Origin of the sequence: Halorussus vallis (assembly GCF_024138165.1) — an archaeon.
Lineage (GTDB): Archaea > Halobacteriota > Halobacteria > Halobacteriales > Haladaptataceae > Halorussus > Halorussus vallis.
Genome location: NZ_CP100000.1, coordinates 2,736,105 through 2,755,108, shown reverse-complemented (window position 1 = coordinate 2,755,108; position 19,004 = coordinate 2,736,105). Strand labels below are relative to the sequence as shown.

Here is a 19,004-nt window from a genome sequence, read left to right as displayed (position 1 = left end):
AAAAGAATCGAGAACCGACGGTGTCGCCGGTCGCGTCAGTTCTGAATCTTGACCCGATTGAGCAGGGGACCGCTTATGGGCGCGATCTGGAAGCCCTGGATTCGGTTGGCGACGCCCCGAAGCTCCTTCGCGTGGTCCATGAACACCCACGGCGCCTCGTCGTGGGCGATCTGGGCCGCCTGCTTGTAGAGGTCGGCGCGCTTCTGGGTGTTCAGCGTCGACTGGGCCCGCTCGGTGAGTCGCATGTACTTCGTGTTGGCCCACGCCGCCACGTTGAGCGTGTTGAACCCCTCGGTGTCGAAGCTGACCCAGTCCTGGCCCTGCGGAATCTTGTCGTTCGAAACCTGCGGGTGCAACAGGGCGTAGAAGAAGTTGTCCGGGTCGGCGTTGTCCGTCATCCACCCCAGGAAGCAGGCGTCGTGCTTCCCCGTCTCGGTGTAAGTGAGGAAGGGGTTGAACGGCTGCTGGTTGATGTTGACGGTGATGCCGACCTCGTTGAGGTTGGACTTGACCGTCTGGGCCGCCTGAATCGGCGACGGGTTGTACGTCCGCGGGTTCTGGAACGTCGCCAACTCGAACTCGAAGCCGTTGCCGTAGCCTGCCTCGTTCAGCAGTTGCTTGGCCCGGTCGGGGTCGTAGGGGTAGGGGTCGATGTTCTCGTTGTACCCTAGCACCTTCTGCGGGATGGGTTGGCTTGCCTGGGTGGCGATGCCCCGGAAGATGGTCTGGACGATCGCCTTCGTGTTGATGGCGTAGCTGATCGCCTGCCGGACCTTCTTGTTACGGAACTCCTCGCGCTGGGCCATGTTGAACGCCAAGTAGCCGACGTTGATGCCCTGAGTTTCGATGAGTTCGGCTTGGTCGGCGTTCTTGACGATCTGGCTCGACTGGGCGCCGATGCCGTCGATGATGTCGGCCCCGCCCGAGATGAGCGTCTGGGCGCGGGTGGTGTTCTGCGCGATGGCCGTGAACACGACCTCGTCGACGTACGGACCCTCGCCCCAGTAGTCGGGGTTGCGCGACAGTCGGATGCGCTGGTTGCCCTTGTCCCAGTTCTCGAACTGGAACGCCCCCGTGCCGACCGGCTGTTGACTGAGCGAGAAGTTCTGGTCCTGGACGTGGCGGCGGATGGCCGCCTGCGACAGCACGCTGGAGGCGAACATCGCCAGGTTCCGCAGGAACGGCGCGTACGTCTGCTGGAGTTCGATGGTGAGGGTGTAGCTCCCGCCCCCGCCACCGCCGCCGGCCTGGGTCGTTGCGGTCCCCGACGCTCCGTCGCCCTGGGTCGTCTGCTGACCGCCGGTCGTCTGCTGGCCGCCGGACGTCCCGCCGCCCGCGCTCACGCTCTTCACCCAGTCGCCCAGCGTGAACGGCCCGTACGCCGAGACGTACTCGTTGCCCGGATAGTACTGGTAGCTCGGGTCGGTGAACCGGCGATAGGTCGCGACGAAGTCCTCGGCGGTGAACTCGTCGCCGTTGTGGAACTTGACGCCCTTCCGGAGCGTGAGGTTCACCGTCGTCCCGTTCATCGAGTACTTCGTCGCCAGCCCCTCCTGCAGGGAGGTCTGGTTGGGTTTGAACTCGATGAGGGTGTCGTACATCTGGTTGGTGACCTTGACGTCCTCCCCGCTCGTGGTGTTCTGCGGGTCGAGCGTCCCAGAGTCGTTCCCCCTGGCGTAGGTGACCGTGCCGCCGCCCTGTTGCTGTACGTCTTCGCTGCTATCGGTCTCCACGTACCCGGCGACCGACGCCGACGCCGCCGCCCCCCCGGCCGCTTTCAGCAGGCTCCGCCTCGAAACGGATGTGTCGTTTGAAGTCATCCAACGCTACTAATCAATCATGCTGAATATAAGGCTACGGGAGCGGATTGTGGCCCGATTCGGTTGGTTCAATTCTCGGACCGGTACGGAAGCATTTCGAACGCGTAACGAACGTAACGGCGTCGGCGACAGACGGGTGGCCCGAAAACGGACGAAACGACCGAAAAACGATGGGGCGACGGCCGGCATGAACGGGCGCGGCCGAGACGCCGCGGCGTCTCGGCCGCGCCGATTAGAAGGTCACTCTGGCTGGTCGTAGAGGTGGCAGGCCGACGGGTGGGCTTCGTCCTGCAACACCGGCTCCTTGCGCTCGCAGACGCTCTCGAAGTGCTCGCGAAGCAGCGATTCGGCCGACGCCCAGTCGTCGTTCGCCAGGTGGGTGAACGACTCGGCGACGATTTCGCGGGGTTCGCCCGTCGGTTCGACGTCGAATAACCGGTCCCACAGGGTGGCCGCGAACGCGTCGCGGGAGGCCTCCGGTCGTCCGCCGTCGGCGGCGGTCGCCGCCTCGGCGCGGGCGGCGTCGCCGCCCGCGGCCTCCTCCCACGTGGCTTCGAGGTCGATGGCGCGGTTCTCGACGCGTTCGCGGTAGTCCATCACTTCGCGGTAGGCCCGCTGTTCGATGTCCAGGCCCTCCGGCGGGATGACCTGCGGACACCGGGTCCGGAAGTGACAGCCCGACGGCGGGTCGATGGGCGAGGGGACGTCGCCCTCCAGGATGATGCGGTCGTCGGTGTCGGCCCGCGGGTCGGGTTCCGGAATCGCCGACAGCAACGCCTGAGTGTAGGGGTGTTTGGGGTCGGCGAACAGTTCGTCGGTCTCGGCGACCTCGACGATTTCGCCCAGGTACATCACCGCGATGCGGTCGCAGATGTGCCGGACGACGCTCAGGTCGTGGGCGATGAACAGGTAGGTCAGCCCGAACTCCTCCTGGAGGTCCTCCATCAGGTTGATGATCTGGGCCTGAACCGAGACGTCGAGCGCGCTCACCGGTTCGTCGGCCACGATGAAATCTGGGTCGACCGCCAGCGCCCGGGCGATGCCTACGCGCTGGCGCTGGCCGCCCGAGATCTCGTGGGGGTAGCGGTCGTACTGACCGCGTTCGAGGCCGACCGCCTCCATCAGTTCGACGACGCGCTCGCGGCGCTGCTGCTTGCGACCCTTGTCGCCCGCCGGCGACTCCTCGGGCAGGTCGTGGATCTTCAGCGGCTCCATGATGGTCTGGCCCACCGTCATCCGGGGGTCGAGGCTCGACAGCGGGTCCTGGAAGATCATCTGCATCTCCTTGCGCGCCTCCCGGAGTTCGTCGCGGTCGAGGTCGGCGAGGTCGGTGCCCGCGAACACGATGGTGCCGTCGGTCGGGTCTTCGAGTCGCAGGAGGGTGCGACCCGCCGTCGACTTCCCACAGCCGGACTCGCCGACCAGGCCCACGGTCTCGCCCTCGTAGATGTCGAAGCTCACGCCGTCGACCGCCTTCACGCTCTCCTTCTCGTTGCCGAGCCACTCGTCGAGCAACCCGTCGGCCCGCGAGAAGTACTTCCTCATGTCGTCGACCGCGAGCAGTCGGTCGCCGGTTTCGTGGTCGGCGGTGCTCACGCCCGTTCGGTCCTCGGCGTACTCGCTCGTGTCGAACTCCTCGAGGACGCACTTCGCCCGGTGGTCCACTTCCTTGGGGCCGTGCTGGAGGTGCGGAATCTCGCCCTGCGTGCACTCGGGTTGCTCCCACGGGCACCGCCCGGCGAAGTGACAGCCCTGAGGCATGTCGATGAGGTCCGGGACGTTGCCCTCGATGGGCTGGAGTCGCTGCTTGTCCTCGCGCGGGATGGATTCGAGCAGCGCGTAGGTGTAGGGGTGGCTCGGGTTGTGGAATATCTCGTCGACCGGGCCGACCTCCACGATGTCGCCGGCGTACATCACGGCCACGCGGTCGCAGGTTTCGGCGACCACGCCGAGGTCGTGGGTGATCATCAGCACGGAGGTGCCGAGGTCGTCCTGGAGGTCGTTGATGAGGTCGAGAATCTGGGCCTGGATGGTGACGTCGAGCGCGGTGGTCGGTTCGTCGGCGATGAGCAACTTGGGCCGACACGCCAGCGCGATGGCGATGAGCACCCGCTGGCGCATCCCGCCCGAGAACTCGTGGGGGTACTCGTCGACCCGCGCGGTGGGTTCGGGGATGCCGACCTCCTCAAGCACGTCGATGGTGTCCTGCAACACCGCCTCGTCGACGTCGCCGCCGCCGAGACTCGGCGCGACGTCCCGGACCGCGTTCCACCACGAGTCCTTTCGCTGGCCGCCGTACTGGTGGAGGCGCAGGCTCTCGGCGACCTGCTCGCCCACCGTCAGCGCGGGGTTGAGCGAGGTCATCGGGTCCTGGAAGATCATGCTGACCTCGCCGCCCCGCACGTCGCGCATCGCGCTCTCTGGGGCCGAGAGCAGGTCGACGTCACCCTCCTCGGGGAAGACGAACTCGCCGACTCCGCCGGGGTACTCGTCGGCGAACGACGCCGCGAGTTCCGGGTGGTGGAACCGCGCCTCCCCGCTGACGATCTCCCCGGGGTCGTCGATGAGTTGCAGGAGCGAGAGGGCGCTCACGCTCTTGCCGGACCCCGATTCCCCGACGAGGCCGACGGTCTCTCCCTCCTCGATGGAGAGGTCGAAGTCGTCGACCGCCTCGACGACACCCCGCTCCGTGTTGAACTGCGTCCGCAGATCCGAGACCGATAGTAACTCACTCACAATTACCAGAAAGTGGTAGGTCGGCGGGCAAATACCTTTCCACTGGAAACGCTCGGCGTTCGCGCCGGAACCGGTTCACGATGCGAAGTTTTTTCACCCGAAAGAACGCCCAAACGTCCATGAGCGAGGACGGCGACGACCGCGACGCCGAGTCGGGCGACGACGTCGAAGCGCTGGCCGAGGAGGACCCGGCGGCGGCGTTCGAGGAGGTCGAAAACCTCCCCGGTACCCACCTCCGGGCGATGGAGTTCTGGGACGACGTGGTCGCCGACATGGAGGCGACCGCCGCGGGCTACGAGGACGACGGCTGGGAAACCGTACAGCTCCACCCCGGCGACGTGACGGTGCTGACCCCCGACCCGGAGTCGGGCGACGACCGCTTCGGACTGGACGTGCTGGTCCCCGACGACGAGTTCGAGGCCGTCGAGGAGCGGATGGAGGAGGGCGTCTCCTTCGACGCCTACGAGGTCTTCAGCGCGGCTGCCGACGACCTCGCGTTGCTCGTCGTCGCCATGGAGGACCGCGACGCCGAGTTCGCGGTGCTCTACCCGGCCTACTACGACGTCCAGTCGGCCCAGAGGATGCTCGAACTCGCGCGGAGCGAGGGCGAACTCTACAGCTACGTCCGGACGCTCTCCGAAGAGCGAATCGAGTTCGTCCACGACGACCCCTCGGTGTTCGCGCCGCCGGGCGAAGACGGCGACGGGGACGGGGAGCGGGCGTAATCGACGGGCGGAGGCGACTTCGGGCCGAAGCACCGAAAGGTCGGGGCGCCGTAACTCGTCTACCGCCAGATGGACGGGACGGACTTCGACTCGCCGACGGAAATCAGCGACACCATCGAGCGTCCCGACCGCGGGCCGCTCCAGCGGACCCTGTTCGACGTCAAGCGATGGCTACTCATCGACGCCGACCGCTGGACCGTCGTCGTCGCGCTCACGGCGACGACGTTCCTGCTGACGGTGGTCGTCGGCGCGTTCGGACCGGTTTCGGTTCACCGGTTTCTCACCCGCGGCATCTCCCCGGCGTCGGCGCTGGTCGAACTTCTCAAGACCATCGTCTCCGTGGTCACCATCGTCCTCTCCATCAACCAACTGGTGCTCTCGCCGGAACTCGGTCCGGTGAGCGACCAGCGCGAACGGTTTCGGGACACGATGGAACTGCGCGAGCAGAGCGAGGACCTGCTCGAAGAGACGGTGAGTCCGCTCTCGCCGGGGCAGTTTTTGGACGACATGGTTTCGGCGCTCCAGCGGCGCGCGGTGGAACTCGGCGAGACGGTCGATGGTACCTTCGAGTTGCAGAACGACGTGGCGAACTTCGTCCGGGACCTGCTGATCGACGCCGAGGGGGTCGAGGAGGAACTGGCGGGCGCGACGTTCGGCGACTTCGAGGCGGTGCCCGCCGTGATGGACTTCGACATCTCCAGAAAGCTCCGGGACCTCCGGCGAATCCAGCGCGCCTACGACGACGAGTTGACCGACGAGGAGGTCGAGGCCCTCTCGGAGATGGTCGACGCCATCGAACTGTTCGCCAGCGCCCGCGCCTACTTCAAGACGACGTACATCCGCACGGAGTTCATCAACTTCTCGCGGGCGCTACTGTACCTGGGTTTCCCGTCGCTGTTGCTCACCTACTTCGCGGCCCAGATATACGACTCTGCGGTGTTTCCCGGTCAGACGCTCGGAATCGAAAATCAGCTCTGGTTCGTCGCCGGGGCGATTACGGTGTCGCTGGTGCCGTTCATGACGCTCATCTCCTACATCGCTCGACTGGCGACCGTCTCCCAGTCGACGCTGTTCATCGGGCCGTTCGTCGCCGGCAACGAGCGCAGCGACGACTGACCGGCAGTTCTGCGGCGGTCGGTCGTCGCTTCCGGACTCGCGGTGATCGGTCGTCCGCTCGGTCGTCGCGGCCTCAGTCGTCGGCTTCCACGTCGTGGTCGTGGTCGGTCTCCGCGACCATCTCGTGGCCGCACTCGGGACACTCCAGTTCGTCGCGCCGGAGGTCGGCACTGGCCGACTGGACCTCCCGCATCACCTCGGAGATGCGGTCTTCGGCCTCCAGTTCCTCGTCGACCGAGAGGTCGACGCCCTCGACTTCGAGCAGGAACTTCGCGATCTCGGTGACCTCGTACATCATGTCGTCGAGTTCCTCGGCGGTGAAGAAGCCCGACATCGCCCCGTAGAGGAACGTCGCCCCCGACTGCCGGACCTTCTCCTCGAAGGCCGACCGGGCCTGGTTGACCGCCTGGGGCGTGTAGGTGTCGGTCATGAAGGGGACGAGTTCCGGGAGGTTCCGGCCGATCTTCGTCATCTCGACGCCGGTTTCGGTCCGGAAGTCGGCGCAGAGTCGGGCGATGGCCCACTCGCGGGCGGTGACGTAGGTGCGCTCGCGCAGGAACTCGTTGACGCGGTCGTACTGCGCGCCGTCCATCTTCTTGAACCGCTCGTACTTCGCCACGTCCTCCGGGACGGACGGTTCCGGCGCGTCAGCGCCGGAACCGTCCGCTGGTGATTCGGCGGCGTCGGCTTCGGAGGTGTCGGCTTCGACCTCCTCGGTTGCCTCGTCGGCTTCGGCGGTCGCTTCGGAATCGGACTCGACCGGTTCCGAAGCGTCCCCGGCGTCGGCTTCGGCCGGCAAGGAGCGGTCGCCGGTCGGCGACCGCTCCTCGTCGCTCGCGGTTTCGTCGGTCGCGTCTTCGAAGTCTCCGCGGTCCCCTCCAGAAACGTCCGAATTCTCAGTGCTCGCGGCTTCGCCGCTCGCTTCCGAGACTCGGTCGGCTTCCGCCTCGCGAGTCTCGCTGCTCGCGACTTCGTCGCTCGCTTCATCGAGACTACCGGAGTCGCCGTCGGCGACTTCGGTAGTCTCGCTCTCTGCGTCCTGGTGTTGTTCGTCGGTCGGACGCGATTGGTCGTCCGTCATGTGAGTCGGGGTTACGGTTAGACGTGGAAAAGCGTATCGTCTGGCCGGGGTCCGCGCGGTACCGGCCGCCACGCAACTATTTTCACGGTCCGGGCGGTTGGGTCGGACATGAACGTACTGCTGGGTATCGGCGGTAGCGACGACTCCCTCCGCGCGCTCTCGCAGACTATCGAACGCGCGAAGACCGCGGGCGACGACCTCACGGTCGCCGTCCTCGAGAACCCCGAGAGCGAGCGCGGAACCGACGAGGTCGAGTCACGCGTGCACGAGGAACTGGACGACGCCGGCTTCGACGCCGAGGTCCGCCGGGTGACCGGCGACCCGGGAAGCGAACTGGTCGACCTCGCGGAAACCGAAGGGTTCGACCAGATCGTGCTCGGCGGCGGCCAGCGGAGTCCGATGGGGAAGATACGGCTCGGCCACATCTCCGAGTTCGTCCTGCTGAACTCGCCGGTCACGGTCACGCTGGTACGATGAGCGCGAGCGACCGCCGGTATCCGGACGAACCCGCCGGGGAGTTCCCCGTGCCGCCGCTGTCGTTCGAGGACAAGGAGGGCCGCGAGATTGAGATTCGCCCCTTCGAGGAGGGCGACTTCGAGGCGCTCGTCGAGATGTACACGGACTTCGACTCGGCCGACCGCGCCCAGGGCATTCCGCCGGCGACCGAGAGCCGAGTCCGCGACTGGCTGGAGGTGCTGCTCGACGGCCTCAACGTCGTCGCGTGGAACGGCGACCGGGCGGTCGGCCACGCCACGCTCGTCCCCGACGCCGACGACGCCTCCGAACTCGCCATCTTCGTCCACCAGGAGTTCCAGCGCGCCGGCATCGGTTCGAAGCTCATCGAGGGACTGCTGGGGCACGGCCGCGAGAACGGCATCGAGAAGGTGTGGCTGACCGTCGAGCGGTGGAACCACGCCGCGGTGAGCCTCTACGAGAAGGTGGGCTTCGAAACCTCCGGCAGCGAGAGCTTCGAGATAGAGATGGCGCTTCGATTGTGAGTTCGGTGAGATCGGTTTCGGTGGCTCTATCGAAATCCTTCTACTCCGTCAGGAAGTGGAATGCTCGATGTGTGGCGCGAATTGGCTAGGAGACTTCCTATCTGCTACAGATGTACTGTGGGATGCGTGCTGAATACAGAGGCTGAGCCTACCGAGTCCTCTCGTATATAAATCCCCGATGGCTTGAACAAGGCAGAACAGCGCGAGAAGCGATAGTCAATATCACACCGAGAGTACGGCGAGTCATTCCGTCCCGGCCTCCTCGTCGTCCTCGGTCAGTCGAATCCCCGGCCTCGGCGTGTCGAACGGTCGGCCTCCCTTAAGGCTAAACAGCATCTCGCGCGGGGAGAGGACGCGGATCTCCGGGTAGCGCCGTTGTTCGGACTGGGCGTAGCTCGCCAAGGCGACCAGCACCACGCCCCCGAACGTGTTGCCGAGCAACACCGGAAGCCAGAACTCGTAGAATATCGTGACCAGTCCCGGACCCGGGTCGCCGACGAATACGAAGAAGAGGGCTTCAGCTCCCGTGGAAACCACGTGGAACAGGCCGACGGTGGGAATCATGTAGAAGACCAGATAGATGATTATCACGCGGGAAATCGTGTCGTGTGCGGCGGCTCCGAGCCACACCACGCCGGCGACCAGCCAGCCGGCGAACACCGCCTTGAAGAAGACGTCCCACCACCCCACTTCAAGGCCGTGCTGGACGAATTCGGCACCGGCCCGCATCGCGTCCGGTGAAAGGACGTGGGTGTTGGCGAGAATGAATACGCCAACCGCTGCTCCGACAATGTTTGCTGCCAATACGGTACCCCACATGTGCAGGAGCAGCGGAAGGCTGGCCAGTCTAGACAACACCAGCTTGACTGGCGGGAGAGTCTTCTCGGTGAAGAGTTCGTATCGGCCCAGAATGATGTACAGGAATCCGATCGGATATAGTACGGAGGCGAGGAAGTGGTTGTTCGGAAAAGCGGCACTCCCGACAGCGTACCCGATGAACGTCAGTACGATTGCAAATCCCGCAGTCAATCCGCTTAAGAACAACTCCGAGGTGGGACTGTTGATCGCCTCGTCGGCAGATGCGAGGAGCCGCTGGTGGATCTCCTCCCACGAGAACCGATCGCTGAGGGCCCAGCCCTCGGCTGGGGCTCCGGAAGCAGCTCGATCACGGTGGCGAACTCTAGGTGTTTCCTCATCCCCGTCGTCCATTTCTCGTTCTCTCAGAGTATTATCGTGCCTTTCGACTATGGGACTTGTGGCGATGGCGGTCGAAGCGGACCCGGGTCGGAAAGACGTCAGCAAGTGGGGATTTCAATGGAACCGTTTCGGTGTGATTTCGCGCATCGCTCACCGACTAGGGCAGAAGTCATCCGGACTTCGAATGTGACGGACAGCTCAACCGACTCAAACCGACAGCACGGGCTGGCTCGCGTACAGCAGGACGTACTCGGCGGCCTTCTCCAGTATCTCGCCGGGTTCGCCGGTGAGCGGTTCGCGCGGAATCACCAGGAAATCGGCGTCGACGTCCTCGGCGGTGTCGAGGATGACGCTCCCGGGGTGCTGGAGCTTACTCGTCGGCGAGAAGCCGTAGGCGTTCGAGTTGGTGACCCCCACGCCGTGGTCGTCGGCGACTCCGCGGACGGTGTCGATGAACGCCTCGGTTTCGGTGAGTACGTCGTCCTCGTCGACGGTGCCGGACTCGATGCCCCGGACCACGTCCTCGCCGAGGACGTACATCGCGTGGACCCTCGCGCCGTACTTCTGGGCGACCGCGGCGGCGTACTCGACTGCCTCGACGGACTCGTCGCTGCCGTCGACCGGCACGAGCACCGTCTCGACCTCCAGCGGCGATTCGGTCATGGCCGTACATGCGGAGGGGTCCGGCAAAAATCCTCCCTTCCCCGTCCCTGAACGCCGCGGCGACGCATCATCGAACTTTATGGGCCGTCACCCGGTAGGAGCGACCATGATAGACACAGTCGTCGTCGCCACGGACGGCTCCGAGAGCGTCACCCGCGCGGTGGCCGTCGCGCTCGACCTCGCGCGTCGGTTCGACGCCGCGGTCCACGCGCTCTACGTCGTCGACGAGGGGGAGGTCGAGTCGTCGCCCGACGACCTGCGCGACCAGTTCCACGACGCCCTCGAAGGCCAGGCCGAGGAGGCGCTGTCGGCGGTCCGCGAGCACGCCGACCGCGAGGTCACCACCGCGGTCCGGGAGGGCCACCCCGCGGCGGAAATCGGCGAGTACGCCCGCGAAACCGGCGCCGACCTGGTGGCGACCGGCACCCGTGGCCGCCACGGCGAGAACCGCTTTCTCATCGGGAGCGTCGCCGAGCGCGTCGTCCGGACCTGCCCGGTCCCGGTGCTGACGGTTCGCCAACTCGCGAACGGCGCCTGAACGTCCGACGACCGAACCGACCGCGAACCCGCGCCGCCGGCGCGGGTTCGCGGTCGGCCCTCGGTGTACGTGTTCGCGGACGCGTCTACGGACCCCGGCCCGACGCCGCAACCGCGGGAACTTTCCCCCCGCGGCCGGAAGCACTGTTATGAAAGACTGGGTCATCGACGACGACAATCTCTCTCTGGAACGCAAATCCATCCTGCCCGGGGAGGGCTTCTTCATCCCGGACTCCATCGAAGAGGCCAAGGAGGACGCCGAGGCCGAGGCGGCGCTGACCGGCGCCGACGTGGCGGTGGTGGCCGACCCCGACTCCGACGGCCTGGCCTGCACGGCGCTGGTCCGAGAGGTGTACGGCGACGCGGCGCTGGTCGACGCCGGCCCGCACGACCTCGCCGACGCGCTCGAACGCGTCGTCGCCTACAGCGAACCCGGCGCGCGGGTGTTCGTCTGCGACCTCTGTCCCGACGACTACGAGGAAATCGCCGACGAACTCGACGTGCTGGTCGAGGAGGCCGGCGACGTCCGGTGGTTCGACCACCACCAGTGGGACGACGAGGTCGCCGCGGCGGTCCACGAGGCCGGCGTCGACCTCGTGGTCGGCGACAGCGACGAGGAGTGCACCGCGGACGTTGCGGTCCGGTCGCTCGACTACGACTTCCCGGACTACCTGGTCGAACTCGCGGCGGTCACCCGCGACCACGACCTCTGGATCCGCGAGGACCCCCGGAGTGACGACCTCGCCGACTTCTCCTACTGGTCCGAACCCGAGGAGTACGTCGAGGCGGTCGCCGAACACGGCGCCGACCTCCCGGCCGACGTCGAGGAGTTCCTCGCGGAGATGCGGGTCGAGAAGGACGCACTCATCGAGAAGGCGGTCGCCCGCGCCGAGATGGAGGACGTCGGCCCGTGGACCGTCGGCGTGACCTACGGCCGGTGCTCCCAGAACGAGGTCGCCGAGGAACTCCGCCAGCAAGGTTCGGACGCCGCGGTGGTCGTCAAACCCTCCGGAAGCGCCTCTATCCGCGGCTCCGAGGGGTTCGAGCGGTCCCACGAGGTCGCCCGTCAGGTCAACGGCGGCGGCCATCCCCGCGCGGCGGGGTGTAAGCCCCGAATCTACGACGACATGCTCGACTACGCCCACCACTGGACGACCCGCGGCGCGGTCGCCAAGCAGGTGATAATCGAGGCGTTCTGGCACGTCGCCCGAGACGTGGAGGCCGAGACGGCGGCGGCGAAGGACCGCGAAGACGAGGAGTCGGCGGACGAGTAGACGGACCGAAGGTCACCAGAGAAGCGGAACGCGAGCGCCGGCCTAGCGCTCCTCGGATTCGAGTTCCCCGACCCGGCGTTCGAGGTAGTTCGCGCGGTCGGTGGCGGCGGCCCACGTCGCGGCCATCCCCGCGCCGACGACGATGCCGACCGCGACGCCGGGGAAGCCGCCGACGGTCGCCCCAGCCATCCCGAAGAGGGCGGCGACGGCGACGACCACGAAGTCCTTGTAGTCCATGCGGGGCCGAGGCCGGCGAAGCTACATAGCGGTGGCGATGTGCCGGCGGGACGACCCAGACGGTGCGGAAACCGACGAGGCGGGCACGCGTCACCGGCGATGCGCGCCCGCCGGAGGGGCGCTCGCCCGCCGAGAACGCGACCCTTTTCCGCCGACCAACCTACGTCCGAGTCATGACGCAGTTCGACGCCATCGACGCCGCAAAGCCTATCGTCGGCATGGTCCACCTCGCGCCGCTCCCCGGCGCGCCGAAATACGGCGACGACTTCAGCGCGGTCGTCGAGACGGCGCGCCGCGACGCGCACCGCCTCGAAGCGGGCGGGGCCGACGCCGTGATGGTCGAGAACTTCGGCGACGCGCCGTTCTACCCGGACGACGTACCGAAGCACGTCGTCGCGTCGATGACCCGCGCGGCGACCGAGATCTGCGAGGAGATAGCCCTCCCCGTGGGAATCAACGTCCTCCGGAACGACGCCGAGGCCGCCCTCTCGGTGGCGGCCGCCGCCGACGCCGACTTCGTGCGCGTGAACGTCCACGCGGGCGCACGCGTGACCGACCAGGGCGTCGTCGAAGGGAAGGCCCACGAAACCGTCCGCCTTCGCGAGCGACTCGGCGGCGACGTGGAAATTCTCGCCGACCTGGACGTGAAACACTCCGCCCCGCTGGCCGAGCGACCGCTCGACGCCGAAGCGGTCGCCGAACCCGTCGCCCGCGGCCTCGCCAGCGGCGTCGTCGTCAGCGGCGCCGGCACCGGCCACGCGGTCGATTCGGACGCCCTTCGAACCGTGGCCGCGGCCCGCGACGAGGCGGGACTCGACGCGCCGGTGTTCGTCGGCAGCGGTACGACGACCGAGACGGTCGGCGACCTGCTCGACGTGGCCGACGGCGCCATCGTCGGCACCGCGCTCAAGGAGGGCGGCGAGACGACGAATCCGGTTTCGGAGGAGAAGGTCGCCGAACTGGTGGCGGCGCGCGACCGAAGTTAGTCGAGCAACCGCCGCAGGACGCGGCGGTCAGTCCAGCAAGTTCCGTACCGCCGCCCGCGACGGCAGGCCGCCGCGGGCGCCCTCGCCGGTGCAGTTCAGCGCGGCCGTGGCCGCGGCGAACCGACCCGCTTCCTCCGGGGATTTCCCGCCGAGGAGCCACGCGTCGAGCAGACCTGCCGTGAAGGCGTCGCCCGCGCCGGTGGTGTCGACGGCGTCGACCTCGAACGCCGGGACGTCGAGGATTTCGCCGTCGGCGAGGAGGAGCGCACCGTCGGCCCCGAGCGTAACCGCGGCGCGGTCGACGCCCCGGGCGCGGAGTTCCCGCAGGGCCTCGCGCGGGCCGACGCCGAGGTACGACCGAATCGGGACTTCACTCGACACCACGAGGTCGCTGGCCGCGACGAGGTCGTCGACGGTTTCGGGGCGCGCTCCCCGGTCTTCGAGTTCTTCGAGCGGTCCTGCGAGGTCGAAGACCAGCGGCGGGAGGTCGGCGTTCTCGCTCGCGGCGTCGGCGAGCGCCCGACCCGCGGGGTCGGGCGCATACGCGCTCGTGAAGACGGCGTCGGCCTCCCGGAGGTACGCCAGGTCGTCGGCGTCGATGCGGAGGTTCAGCACGCTCTCGCCGCCCGCGACGATCATGCGCTCGCCCTCGGGGTCCCGGAACACCATCGCGTAGGAGGTCCGCTCGTCGCCCCGGCGGACCCGCGCGGCGTCGATGCCGCGCTCGCGGAGGTCGGCCAGCACCCGCTCGCCGTCCTCGCCGCCGCCGAGTCGGGCGACGACGCCCGTCTCGCGCCCGAGTTCGGCGAGCGCGGCCGCCACGTTCGCGGCGACCCCGCCGACCGCGGTGGACTCCGCGCGGGCGAACGCGCCGCCGTCGGGTTCCGGGAGGTTCGTCAGCGAGTAGAGGCGGTCGACGACGGCGCTCCCGACGGTCGCCACGTCGAGAGTTCGCGGGGGCGAGTCGGAGTCCGAGTCGCTCATCGGCCCGACCGAGGCACCGCGGGGGGAAACCGCTTACGACGGCCGGCGGAACTCGTAGGTGGTGCCGCCGCCGTCGACCCGGACGCGGCCGCCCTCGTGGTCGAAGTAGAGCGCGCCGACGTGTTCGTCCTCGAACTCGTGGAGGACCATTTCGGTTTCCACGTGGCCTTCGCGGGTGACCGAGAACCGCGCGTCCCCGACGGTGACGACGGCGCGGTCGTCGGCCTCGTTGAACTCACCGTCGGCGGCGAACCGCCGGAGGTGGTCGACCAGCGAATCCCACTCGGCGACCGGGACGCGTTCGAATTCGGGGTCGGAGAGCATGCCTGCTTTGCGACGCAGAGGATGATAACGACTCCGGCCGACGACCGGTGAGAGGAGCGAACGAAGCGACGCAGACCGCCGTTTCGGTTGCTCGGCAAGCCACCGTTACGGAGGCAACGCAAACCTCCCGGGTGGGACTGAAAGGGGCCGGCCGCTACACGAACCCCGGCGAAGCAAGGACCGCAGGCACGAACGAAGTGAGTGCCGAGGACCGCAGCGAGTCGCAGGAGTGTAGCGGCCGGGGGCTTTCGAAGTCATCGCTACCGCGGTAGTCGCAGTTCGTACCGACGGGGTGGTTCGAAGTGCTAGATTCCGTCGTTCTCGGAAAATTCGTTCGGCCCCTACGCGTCGGGAACGGATTCCTCGTTCGCGACCCACTTGTCCGAGTACGCGGTGCCGCAGTCGCAGTAGGCGTAGGCGTGGATGACGTCGCCCTCGGCGTAGATGCCGCCGACCTCCTCGTTCTGCTCCTCGGCGAACGCGAAGACGAACTGCGGGTCGCCGTCGCAGTCGGGGCAGGTGCCTCCCGCGAGGTGGTTATCGATGTCGCCCTCGGTGCCCATCGCCTGCTGGGCGAAGCCCATCGCGTCCGTGTCGGTCGCGGCCTGGAAGACCCGCCGACCCTTTTCGCCCTCGACGACGAGGAGGGTGCCGATTCCGACCGATTCGCCGTGCTTGGCCAGTCCGTCGCCGTCGCCCTCGACGAACGAGTCGGCGAGGAACAGCGCCACGTCTTCGGGGCGCTTTCCGGCGAGGAACTGCTCGCGCTTGTCCATACGCCGCGTAGGGACGAGAGCGGGAAAAGGCGTGCGTTCTCTGTCGCTCGGAGGTAATGTCGAGTTCGAATCTGAGCACGCGTAAACGGACTCCTGCCGTACGAGTCAGGTGAGTGACCGTGACTGCGGCCGTGACGCAGACCGCAACTCACACGATCCAAATGAGTACCGCACAGCCACCGCGACCGCAGACCACACGCCTCCCCAGCCGATTCGCTCACTCGCTGCGCTCGTTCGCTCATCCCTCGCGCATGAAGGCGCGACGCGAGGTCGCGCCAGCGCGCGCCGTGTCCAAAGGACGATATCGCGCACTCCACAACCGGCACGGCGCGTGGGGTCGCGGCCTCGTGCCGCGACCAACCTGCGCGAGGGACGACCGAGTGAGCGGTAGCGAACGAGGGAGTCGGCTGGGGAGGCGTGTGGCTTGCAGTTACTCAGTTGTGTCGTGCGAGCAGCGTCGATACTACTCGAAGGGAGAGCGCGTCGGTTCGGTCGACAGTCCACAACGCGGGAATTACTCGACAGTCGGGCGCAATCGACCGCCGACAACTGACGCGGCCTGGAGAGCTTCTGACTACCCGTCGATGTCTTTCGCGATGTCCGCCAGACTGGAGTCGGGCGCCTCGGTGGCCTCGTAGACGGCGCGCTGGCCGGGTTCCCGGAGGCCGTACTTGAAGCCGGCTTCGACCACGTCCACGAGGACCGACTGGCCGAAGTCGAGGTTCGTCCCCTCCAGCCACTCGGCGAGGCGGTTCTCGCCCTCGCCGGGGTTGCGGGCGAGTCGCGGCGTGTCGTAGAGGCCGCGAATCTCGCGGCCGTCTCCGGTCAGCGGCGCTTCGACGGTCGCGCGGTACTCGGTGTCGTCGGCGACGACGCGAACCACGTCGTCGGTCGGGAACGATTCGGCGTGTTCGGCGGGGAGTTCGACCTTCGGGCGGTCGAGCGCGCCGCTCCGGACGAGGGTCGCCCGGACGGTGGTCAGGGAGGCGTTGTCGCTGGAGATTCGGTCGGCCATGGAAGCAACTTGGGCCGGACTAGCGCACTGAGGGAGAAAACACCTGCGGTTGAAGCAACCCGTCTCGACCGGCGGTCGGCTACTTTGTTGCTGTCCCGCGAGCGAAGCGAGCGGGCCGAGGAACCCTCGAAGAAGCGGCCTTTGGCCGCTTCAGAGGCGGTGACGCTGGCTTTTGGTCCAGATTTTGCCAGCGAAGCAACTCGGCCGCCATCGGCGGCCGAGTTGCTGAGCGCAGCAAAAGGTGGGTGCGAAATTACTCGTCCGCTTCGTCTTCCTCGTCGCCGCCCTCGCCGAGGAGTTCCTCGACGGAGGTGTCGCCGCGCTCGGCGATCTTGACGTTGAGTTGGGCGACTTCCTCGCTGACCTCGCCGCCGCGGACCGTGATGCGCTTGCGCTCGCCGTCGCGGGACGGCTCGTAGCCGACGCCGCCCTCCAGGAGGACCTCCTTGAGGTTCGGGCCGGCGACGTCGCCGCGCATCGGGCGGCCCGCCTTGTCGGAGCCGCCGGTAATCTCGACCGTGTAGCCGTCGAGGCCGACGGCGCCGCCGTCGACCTCCTCGCCGATGGACCGGCCGAGGAATCGGTTCGCGTCCTGTCCGTCTACGTCGCGCTGGTGGGTCGCCCCGGAGTCGGGGTCCGCGACGACGACCTGGAAGTCTGCCATACGGTGAGAAACGGGGATGCCGCCTAAAAATACGTCGAAGTGAAGTTCCCAGACGTCGCGGTCGTCGAGGTCACGGCCGTCCCGGTCGACCCGCCGACTCGCGACTCGCGACCCAATCCGACACTAGAGCGCGCACCCTCGTCGTGGCGAGTGGGCTTTTGGTCCTCCTCGGCGTGGACCGCCTGTGCGAACTCGAACCAAGGCACTACTCACGGATTCTCCGTTCGCGTCTTCGAGGCGACTGCGTCGCCTCGCGCTGCTCGCCGGTGCGGGCGGACTGCTCGCGGCGTGGGTCGGCTGGGGCGCGTACGTCGACCGGACGACCGAGGGGATTCCCTACGAGACGATAGCGGAGTTCGACGGCGTGGAACTCCGGCGCTACCCCCGGACGGTGCTGGCCGAGACGACCGCCGCAGACGAGGACGAGGCGTTCCGGCGGCTCTTCCGGTACATCTCCGGCGAGAACGAGAGCGGCGAGGAGGTGTCGATGACCGCGCCGGTGGCGACCGAGGGCCAGAAGGTGCCGACGACCGCGCCGGTTCGCACGCGGCGAGATGCGCCGCCGGCCGGCGAGGAGATTTCGATGACGACGCCGGTCCGGACCGCCGGAGCGACGGACGGGGTGACGATGGCGTTCTACCTCCCCGCCGAGTACGACCCCGACGACGCGCCGATTCCGACCGACACCGCAGTTCGGCTGGCGGTCGAACCGCCCCGGACGCTCGCGGTCGAGCGGTTCTCGTGGTACGCCACGGACGACCGGGTCGAGAAGTACCGCGAGGCCCTGCTTGACGCGCTCGAACGCCGGGGGTTAGAACCCCGGACCCGGCCGGTGGTGTTCCAGTACGACGACCCGTGGACGCCGCCGTTCATGCGCCGGAACGAGGTGGCGGTGGAGATAGCGGCGGAGTGGGAAGCGGAGCGGAAGGCGAGGTGAGAGGCGGTCAGAAGTCGGTCAACTTGCTGTTCGGGCTGCCCGCGGTGACGGCCACCTCGTCGTCCCCGCCGGCGCCGAGCGTCCGGACCCAGGCCGTGTAGCTCTGGGGGAGGTCGGTCACGTCGACCCGAATCTTGAGGACGGTCGCCTCCCGTGCCTTCGCGCGCATCGCGGCGCGCTGGCTTCGCTCGAACGAGCCGTCGCCGGTCTTGACCTCGCACCAGTACTCCGTGAGTAGCGGCCGGTCGGGACCGAGTCGGACCGCCGCACGGCAGTCCGGTTCCCAGCGCTTGCCGTCGGTGCCGACGACCACGGGGTCCGGACTGGTGTCGAGTTCGACCCGGAGGTCGGCGCCAGCCGGCGTGTCGGGCACGTCGGGGTCCTCGCGGGCGAAGTAGGTGAGCACGGGCGGATTGACCGTCGGCGAGCAGATGAGCGCCTCGCCGAGCGCGCCGTACTGGTTGGCGGTGGTGTCGAAGGTCAGCCCGGTCGCCACCGAGCCGTCGGGGTCGTGCTTGCGGCGCTGGGGTCGGGAAACGAGGTAGGCGTCGACGCCGCTCCGGTCCTGGGGCGCGGCCTGCTGGACGGCGACGGGGGTCTCGCCCTCCGCGGAGAGTCGCTTCGCGCGCTCGACGGCGGCCGCCCGCGAGGCGAACTCCACGACCGCGCCCTCTGCCTCGGCGAAGCGACGGGCCGCCTCGTTGGCCTCGGTCGCCGTCTCCTTGACGGCGACGCGGAAGGGGTCGGTGAAGTCTCTCATCGCCGAGACGGTGGCCCCGCCGAGTATTTCAATCGGTCCCTTCGCGGTCGTGACGCGGTGGTCCGGGGAGGCGTCGCCGAACGACTCGCGGGCGAACCGCGTCGGCGGGCGTCGAGAGGCGCCACGGTTCGGACCCCGTCGAGGCCGGCGGTTCCCGGCGGGCTCTCGCACCGA

At 67.7% G+C, this 19,004-nt stretch carries 20 protein-coding genes; 8 read left to right on the top strand and 12 right to left on the bottom strand.

Annotated features, from left to right (window positions below; translation table 11 throughout):
* Positions 1 to 35: 35 nt before the first annotated feature.
* Both NGM07_RS13935 and NGM07_RS13930 read right to left on the bottom strand, forming a co-directional pair.
* Positions 36 to 1,820, bottom strand: coding sequence for an ABC transporter substrate-binding protein (locus tag NGM07_RS13935; RefSeq protein ID WP_253512627.1), 1,785 nt, complete (start codon positions 1,818 to 1,820; stop codon positions 36 to 38).
* A 240-nt stretch (positions 1,821 to 2,060) separates the two neighbouring features.
* Entirely contained in the window at positions 2,061 to 4,556 is a 2,496-nt protein-coding gene (locus NGM07_RS13930) for an ABC transporter ATP-binding protein (protein WP_253512626.1), read from the bottom strand.
* Positions 4,557 to 4,675: 119 nt separating this feature from the next.
* Here NGM07_RS13930 and NGM07_RS13925 point away from each other — a divergent pair, with 119 nt between their 5' ends.
* Entirely contained in the window at positions 4,676 to 5,281 is a 606-nt protein-coding gene (locus NGM07_RS13925; RefSeq protein WP_253512625.1) for a DUF7529 family protein, read from the top strand.
* Between the two features lie 69 nt (positions 5,282 to 5,350).
* Complete coding sequence (locus NGM07_RS13920) at positions 5,351 to 6,397, top strand: DUF7972 family membrane protein (RefSeq protein WP_253512624.1); 1,047 nt, start codon at positions 5,351 to 5,353, stop codon at positions 6,395 to 6,397.
* Positions 6,398 to 6,470: 73 nt separating this feature from the next.
* Here NGM07_RS13920 and NGM07_RS13915 read toward each other — a convergent pair whose 3' ends face one another.
* The gene (locus tag NGM07_RS13915) at positions 6,471 to 7,196 is read right to left on the bottom strand and encodes a DUF5806 family protein (protein WP_253520210.1); all 726 of its coding nucleotides are present in this window, start codon (positions 7,194 to 7,196) and stop codon (positions 6,471 to 6,473) included.
* A gap of 390 nt (positions 7,197 to 7,586) precedes the next feature.
* Here NGM07_RS13915 and NGM07_RS13910 point away from each other — a divergent pair, with 390 nt between their 5' ends.
* Both NGM07_RS13910 and NGM07_RS13905 read left to right on the top strand, forming a co-directional pair.
* The gene (locus NGM07_RS13910) at positions 7,587 to 7,955 is read left to right on the top strand and encodes a universal stress protein (RefSeq protein WP_253512621.1); all 369 of its coding nucleotides are present in this window, start codon (positions 7,587 to 7,589) and stop codon (positions 7,953 to 7,955) included.
* A complete protein-coding gene (locus tag NGM07_RS13905; RefSeq protein ID WP_253512618.1) occupies positions 7,952 to 8,476 on the top strand; it encodes a GNAT family N-acetyltransferase in 525 nt (174 codons plus the stop codon). The genes NGM07_RS13910 and NGM07_RS13905 overlap by 4 nt, the downstream gene beginning before the upstream one ends.
* 243 nt (positions 8,477 to 8,719) lie before the next feature.
* On the opposite strand, the gene NGM07_RS13900 is transcribed toward NGM07_RS13905, so the two are convergent.
* Both NGM07_RS13900 and NGM07_RS13895 read right to left on the bottom strand, forming a co-directional pair.
* Entirely contained in the window at positions 8,720 to 9,685 is a 966-nt protein-coding gene (locus NGM07_RS13900; RefSeq protein ID WP_253512616.1) for a formate/nitrite transporter family protein, read from the bottom strand.
* A 195-nt stretch (positions 9,686 to 9,880) separates the two neighbouring features.
* Positions 9,881 to 10,336 (bottom strand): universal stress protein, encoded by a 456-nt coding sequence (locus tag NGM07_RS13895; RefSeq protein WP_253512614.1) that lies wholly within the window; start codon positions 10,334 to 10,336, stop codon positions 9,881 to 9,883.
* A 106-nt stretch (positions 10,337 to 10,442) separates the two neighbouring features.
* Between NGM07_RS13895 and NGM07_RS13890 the strand changes: the two genes are divergently transcribed.
* Entirely contained in the window at positions 10,443 to 10,874 is a 432-nt protein-coding gene (locus tag NGM07_RS13890) for a universal stress protein (protein ID WP_253512612.1), read from the top strand.
* Positions 10,875 to 11,022: 148 nt separating this feature from the next.
* The gene (locus NGM07_RS13885) at positions 11,023 to 12,147 is read left to right on the top strand and encodes a DHH family phosphoesterase (protein ID WP_253512610.1); all 1,125 of its coding nucleotides are present in this window, start codon (positions 11,023 to 11,025) and stop codon (positions 12,145 to 12,147) included.
* Between the two features lie 42 nt (positions 12,148 to 12,189).
* On the opposite strand, the gene NGM07_RS13880 is transcribed toward NGM07_RS13885, so the two are convergent.
* Positions 12,190 to 12,384 (bottom strand): hypothetical protein, encoded by a 195-nt coding sequence (locus NGM07_RS13880; protein WP_253512608.1) that lies wholly within the window; start codon positions 12,382 to 12,384, stop codon positions 12,190 to 12,192.
* 173 nt (positions 12,385 to 12,557) lie between these two features.
* Between NGM07_RS13880 and NGM07_RS13875 the strand changes: the two genes are divergently transcribed.
* Positions 12,558 to 13,370 carry a BtpA/SgcQ family protein gene (locus NGM07_RS13875; RefSeq protein WP_253512606.1) on the top strand — a complete coding sequence of 271 codons (813 nt, stop codon included), beginning with the start codon at positions 12,558 to 12,560 and terminating at the stop codon, positions 13,368 to 13,370.
* 27 nt (positions 13,371 to 13,397) lie between these two features.
* On the opposite strand, the gene NGM07_RS13870 is transcribed toward NGM07_RS13875, so the two are convergent.
* The 5 genes from NGM07_RS13870 to NGM07_RS13850 all read right to left on the bottom strand — a co-directional run bounded on the left by NGM07_RS13870 (position 13,398) and on the right by NGM07_RS13850 (position 17,133).
* Complete coding sequence (locus NGM07_RS13870) at positions 13,398 to 14,354, bottom strand: carbohydrate kinase family protein (RefSeq protein ID WP_253512603.1); 957 nt, start codon at positions 14,352 to 14,354, stop codon at positions 13,398 to 13,400.
* A gap of 33 nt (positions 14,355 to 14,387) precedes the next feature.
* On the bottom strand, positions 14,388 to 14,678 hold the full coding sequence (locus NGM07_RS13865; protein ID WP_253512601.1) for a hypothetical protein: 291 nt from the start codon (positions 14,676 to 14,678) through the stop codon (positions 14,388 to 14,390).
* A 341-nt stretch (positions 14,679 to 15,019) separates the two neighbouring features.
* A complete protein-coding gene (locus NGM07_RS13860; protein ID WP_253512598.1) occupies positions 15,020 to 15,454 on the bottom strand; it encodes a DUF5807 family protein in 435 nt (144 codons plus the stop codon).
* 574 nt (positions 15,455 to 16,028) lie between these two features.
* Positions 16,029 to 16,469 (bottom strand): DUF7112 family protein, encoded by a 441-nt coding sequence (locus NGM07_RS13855; RefSeq protein WP_253512596.1) that lies wholly within the window; start codon positions 16,467 to 16,469, stop codon positions 16,029 to 16,031.
* 253 nt (positions 16,470 to 16,722) lie between these two features.
* A complete protein-coding gene (locus NGM07_RS13850) occupies positions 16,723 to 17,133 on the bottom strand; it encodes a 30S ribosomal protein S6e (RefSeq protein WP_253512593.1) in 411 nt (136 codons plus the stop codon).
* A 241-nt stretch (positions 17,134 to 17,374) separates the two neighbouring features.
* On the opposite strand from NGM07_RS13850, the gene NGM07_RS13845 reads away from it, so the two are divergent.
* On the top strand, positions 17,375 to 18,070 hold the full coding sequence (locus NGM07_RS13845; protein WP_368410300.1) for an SOUL family heme-binding protein: 696 nt from the start codon (positions 17,375 to 17,377) through the stop codon (positions 18,068 to 18,070).
* Positions 18,071 to 18,077: 7 nt separating this feature from the next.
* On the opposite strand, the gene NGM07_RS13840 is transcribed toward NGM07_RS13845, so the two are convergent.
* Positions 18,078 to 18,830 (bottom strand): DUF8081 domain-containing protein, encoded by a 753-nt coding sequence (locus tag NGM07_RS13840; protein WP_253512588.1) that lies wholly within the window; start codon positions 18,828 to 18,830, stop codon positions 18,078 to 18,080.
* Between the last annotated feature and the right edge of the window lie 174 nt (positions 18,831 to 19,004).

Excerpts from the sequence above, each read along its gene's own strand:
- NGM07_RS13925 (WP_253512625.1), top strand. The coding sequence starts at position 4,676 with ATGAGCGAGGACGGCGACGACCGCGACGCCGAGTCGGGCGACGACGTC.
- NGM07_RS13870 (WP_253512603.1), bottom strand. The coding sequence starts at position 14,354 with ATGAGCGACTCGGACTCCGACTCGCCCCCGCGAACTCTCGACGTGGCG.
- NGM07_RS13935 (WP_253512627.1), bottom strand. The coding sequence starts at position 1,820 with ATGACTTCAAACGACACATCCGTTTCGAGGCGGAGCCTGCTGAAAGCG.
- NGM07_RS13910 (WP_253512621.1), top strand. The coding sequence starts at position 7,587 with ATGAACGTACTGCTGGGTATCGGCGGTAGCGACGACTCCCTCCGCGCG.
- NGM07_RS13885 (WP_253512610.1), top strand. The coding sequence starts at position 11,023 with ATGAAAGACTGGGTCATCGACGACGACAATCTCTCTCTGGAACGCAAA.
- NGM07_RS13840 (WP_253512588.1), bottom strand. The coding sequence starts at position 18,830 with ATGAGAGACTTCACCGACCCCTTCCGCGTCGCCGTCAAGGAGACGGCG.
- NGM07_RS13875 (WP_253512606.1), top strand. The coding sequence starts at position 12,558 with ATGACGCAGTTCGACGCCATCGACGCCGCAAAGCCTATCGTCGGCATG.
- NGM07_RS13880 (WP_253512608.1), bottom strand. The coding sequence starts at position 12,384 with ATGGACTACAAGGACTTCGTGGTCGTCGCCGTCGCCGCCCTCTTCGGG.
- NGM07_RS13920 (WP_253512624.1), top strand. The coding sequence starts at position 5,351 with ATGGACGGGACGGACTTCGACTCGCCGACGGAAATCAGCGACACCATC.
- NGM07_RS13890 (WP_253512612.1), top strand. The coding sequence starts at position 10,443 with ATGATAGACACAGTCGTCGTCGCCACGGACGGCTCCGAGAGCGTCACC.
- NGM07_RS13850 (WP_253512593.1), bottom strand. The coding sequence starts at position 17,133 with ATGGCAGACTTCCAGGTCGTCGTCGCGGACCCCGACTCCGGGGCGACC.
- NGM07_RS13905 (WP_253512618.1), top strand. The coding sequence starts at position 7,952 with ATGAGCGCGAGCGACCGCCGGTATCCGGACGAACCCGCCGGGGAGTTC.
- NGM07_RS13895 (WP_253512614.1), bottom strand. The coding sequence starts at position 10,336 with ATGACCGAATCGCCGCTGGAGGTCGAGACGGTGCTCGTGCCGGTCGAC.
- NGM07_RS13855 (WP_253512596.1), bottom strand. The coding sequence starts at position 16,469 with ATGGCCGACCGAATCTCCAGCGACAACGCCTCCCTGACCACCGTCCGG.
- NGM07_RS13900 (WP_253512616.1), bottom strand. The coding sequence starts at position 9,685 with ATGGACGACGGGGATGAGGAAACACCTAGAGTTCGCCACCGTGATCGA.
- NGM07_RS13860 (WP_253512598.1), bottom strand. The coding sequence starts at position 15,454 with ATGGACAAGCGCGAGCAGTTCCTCGCCGGAAAGCGCCCCGAAGACGTG.
- NGM07_RS13865 (WP_253512601.1), bottom strand. The coding sequence starts at position 14,678 with ATGCTCTCCGACCCCGAATTCGAACGCGTCCCGGTCGCCGAGTGGGAT.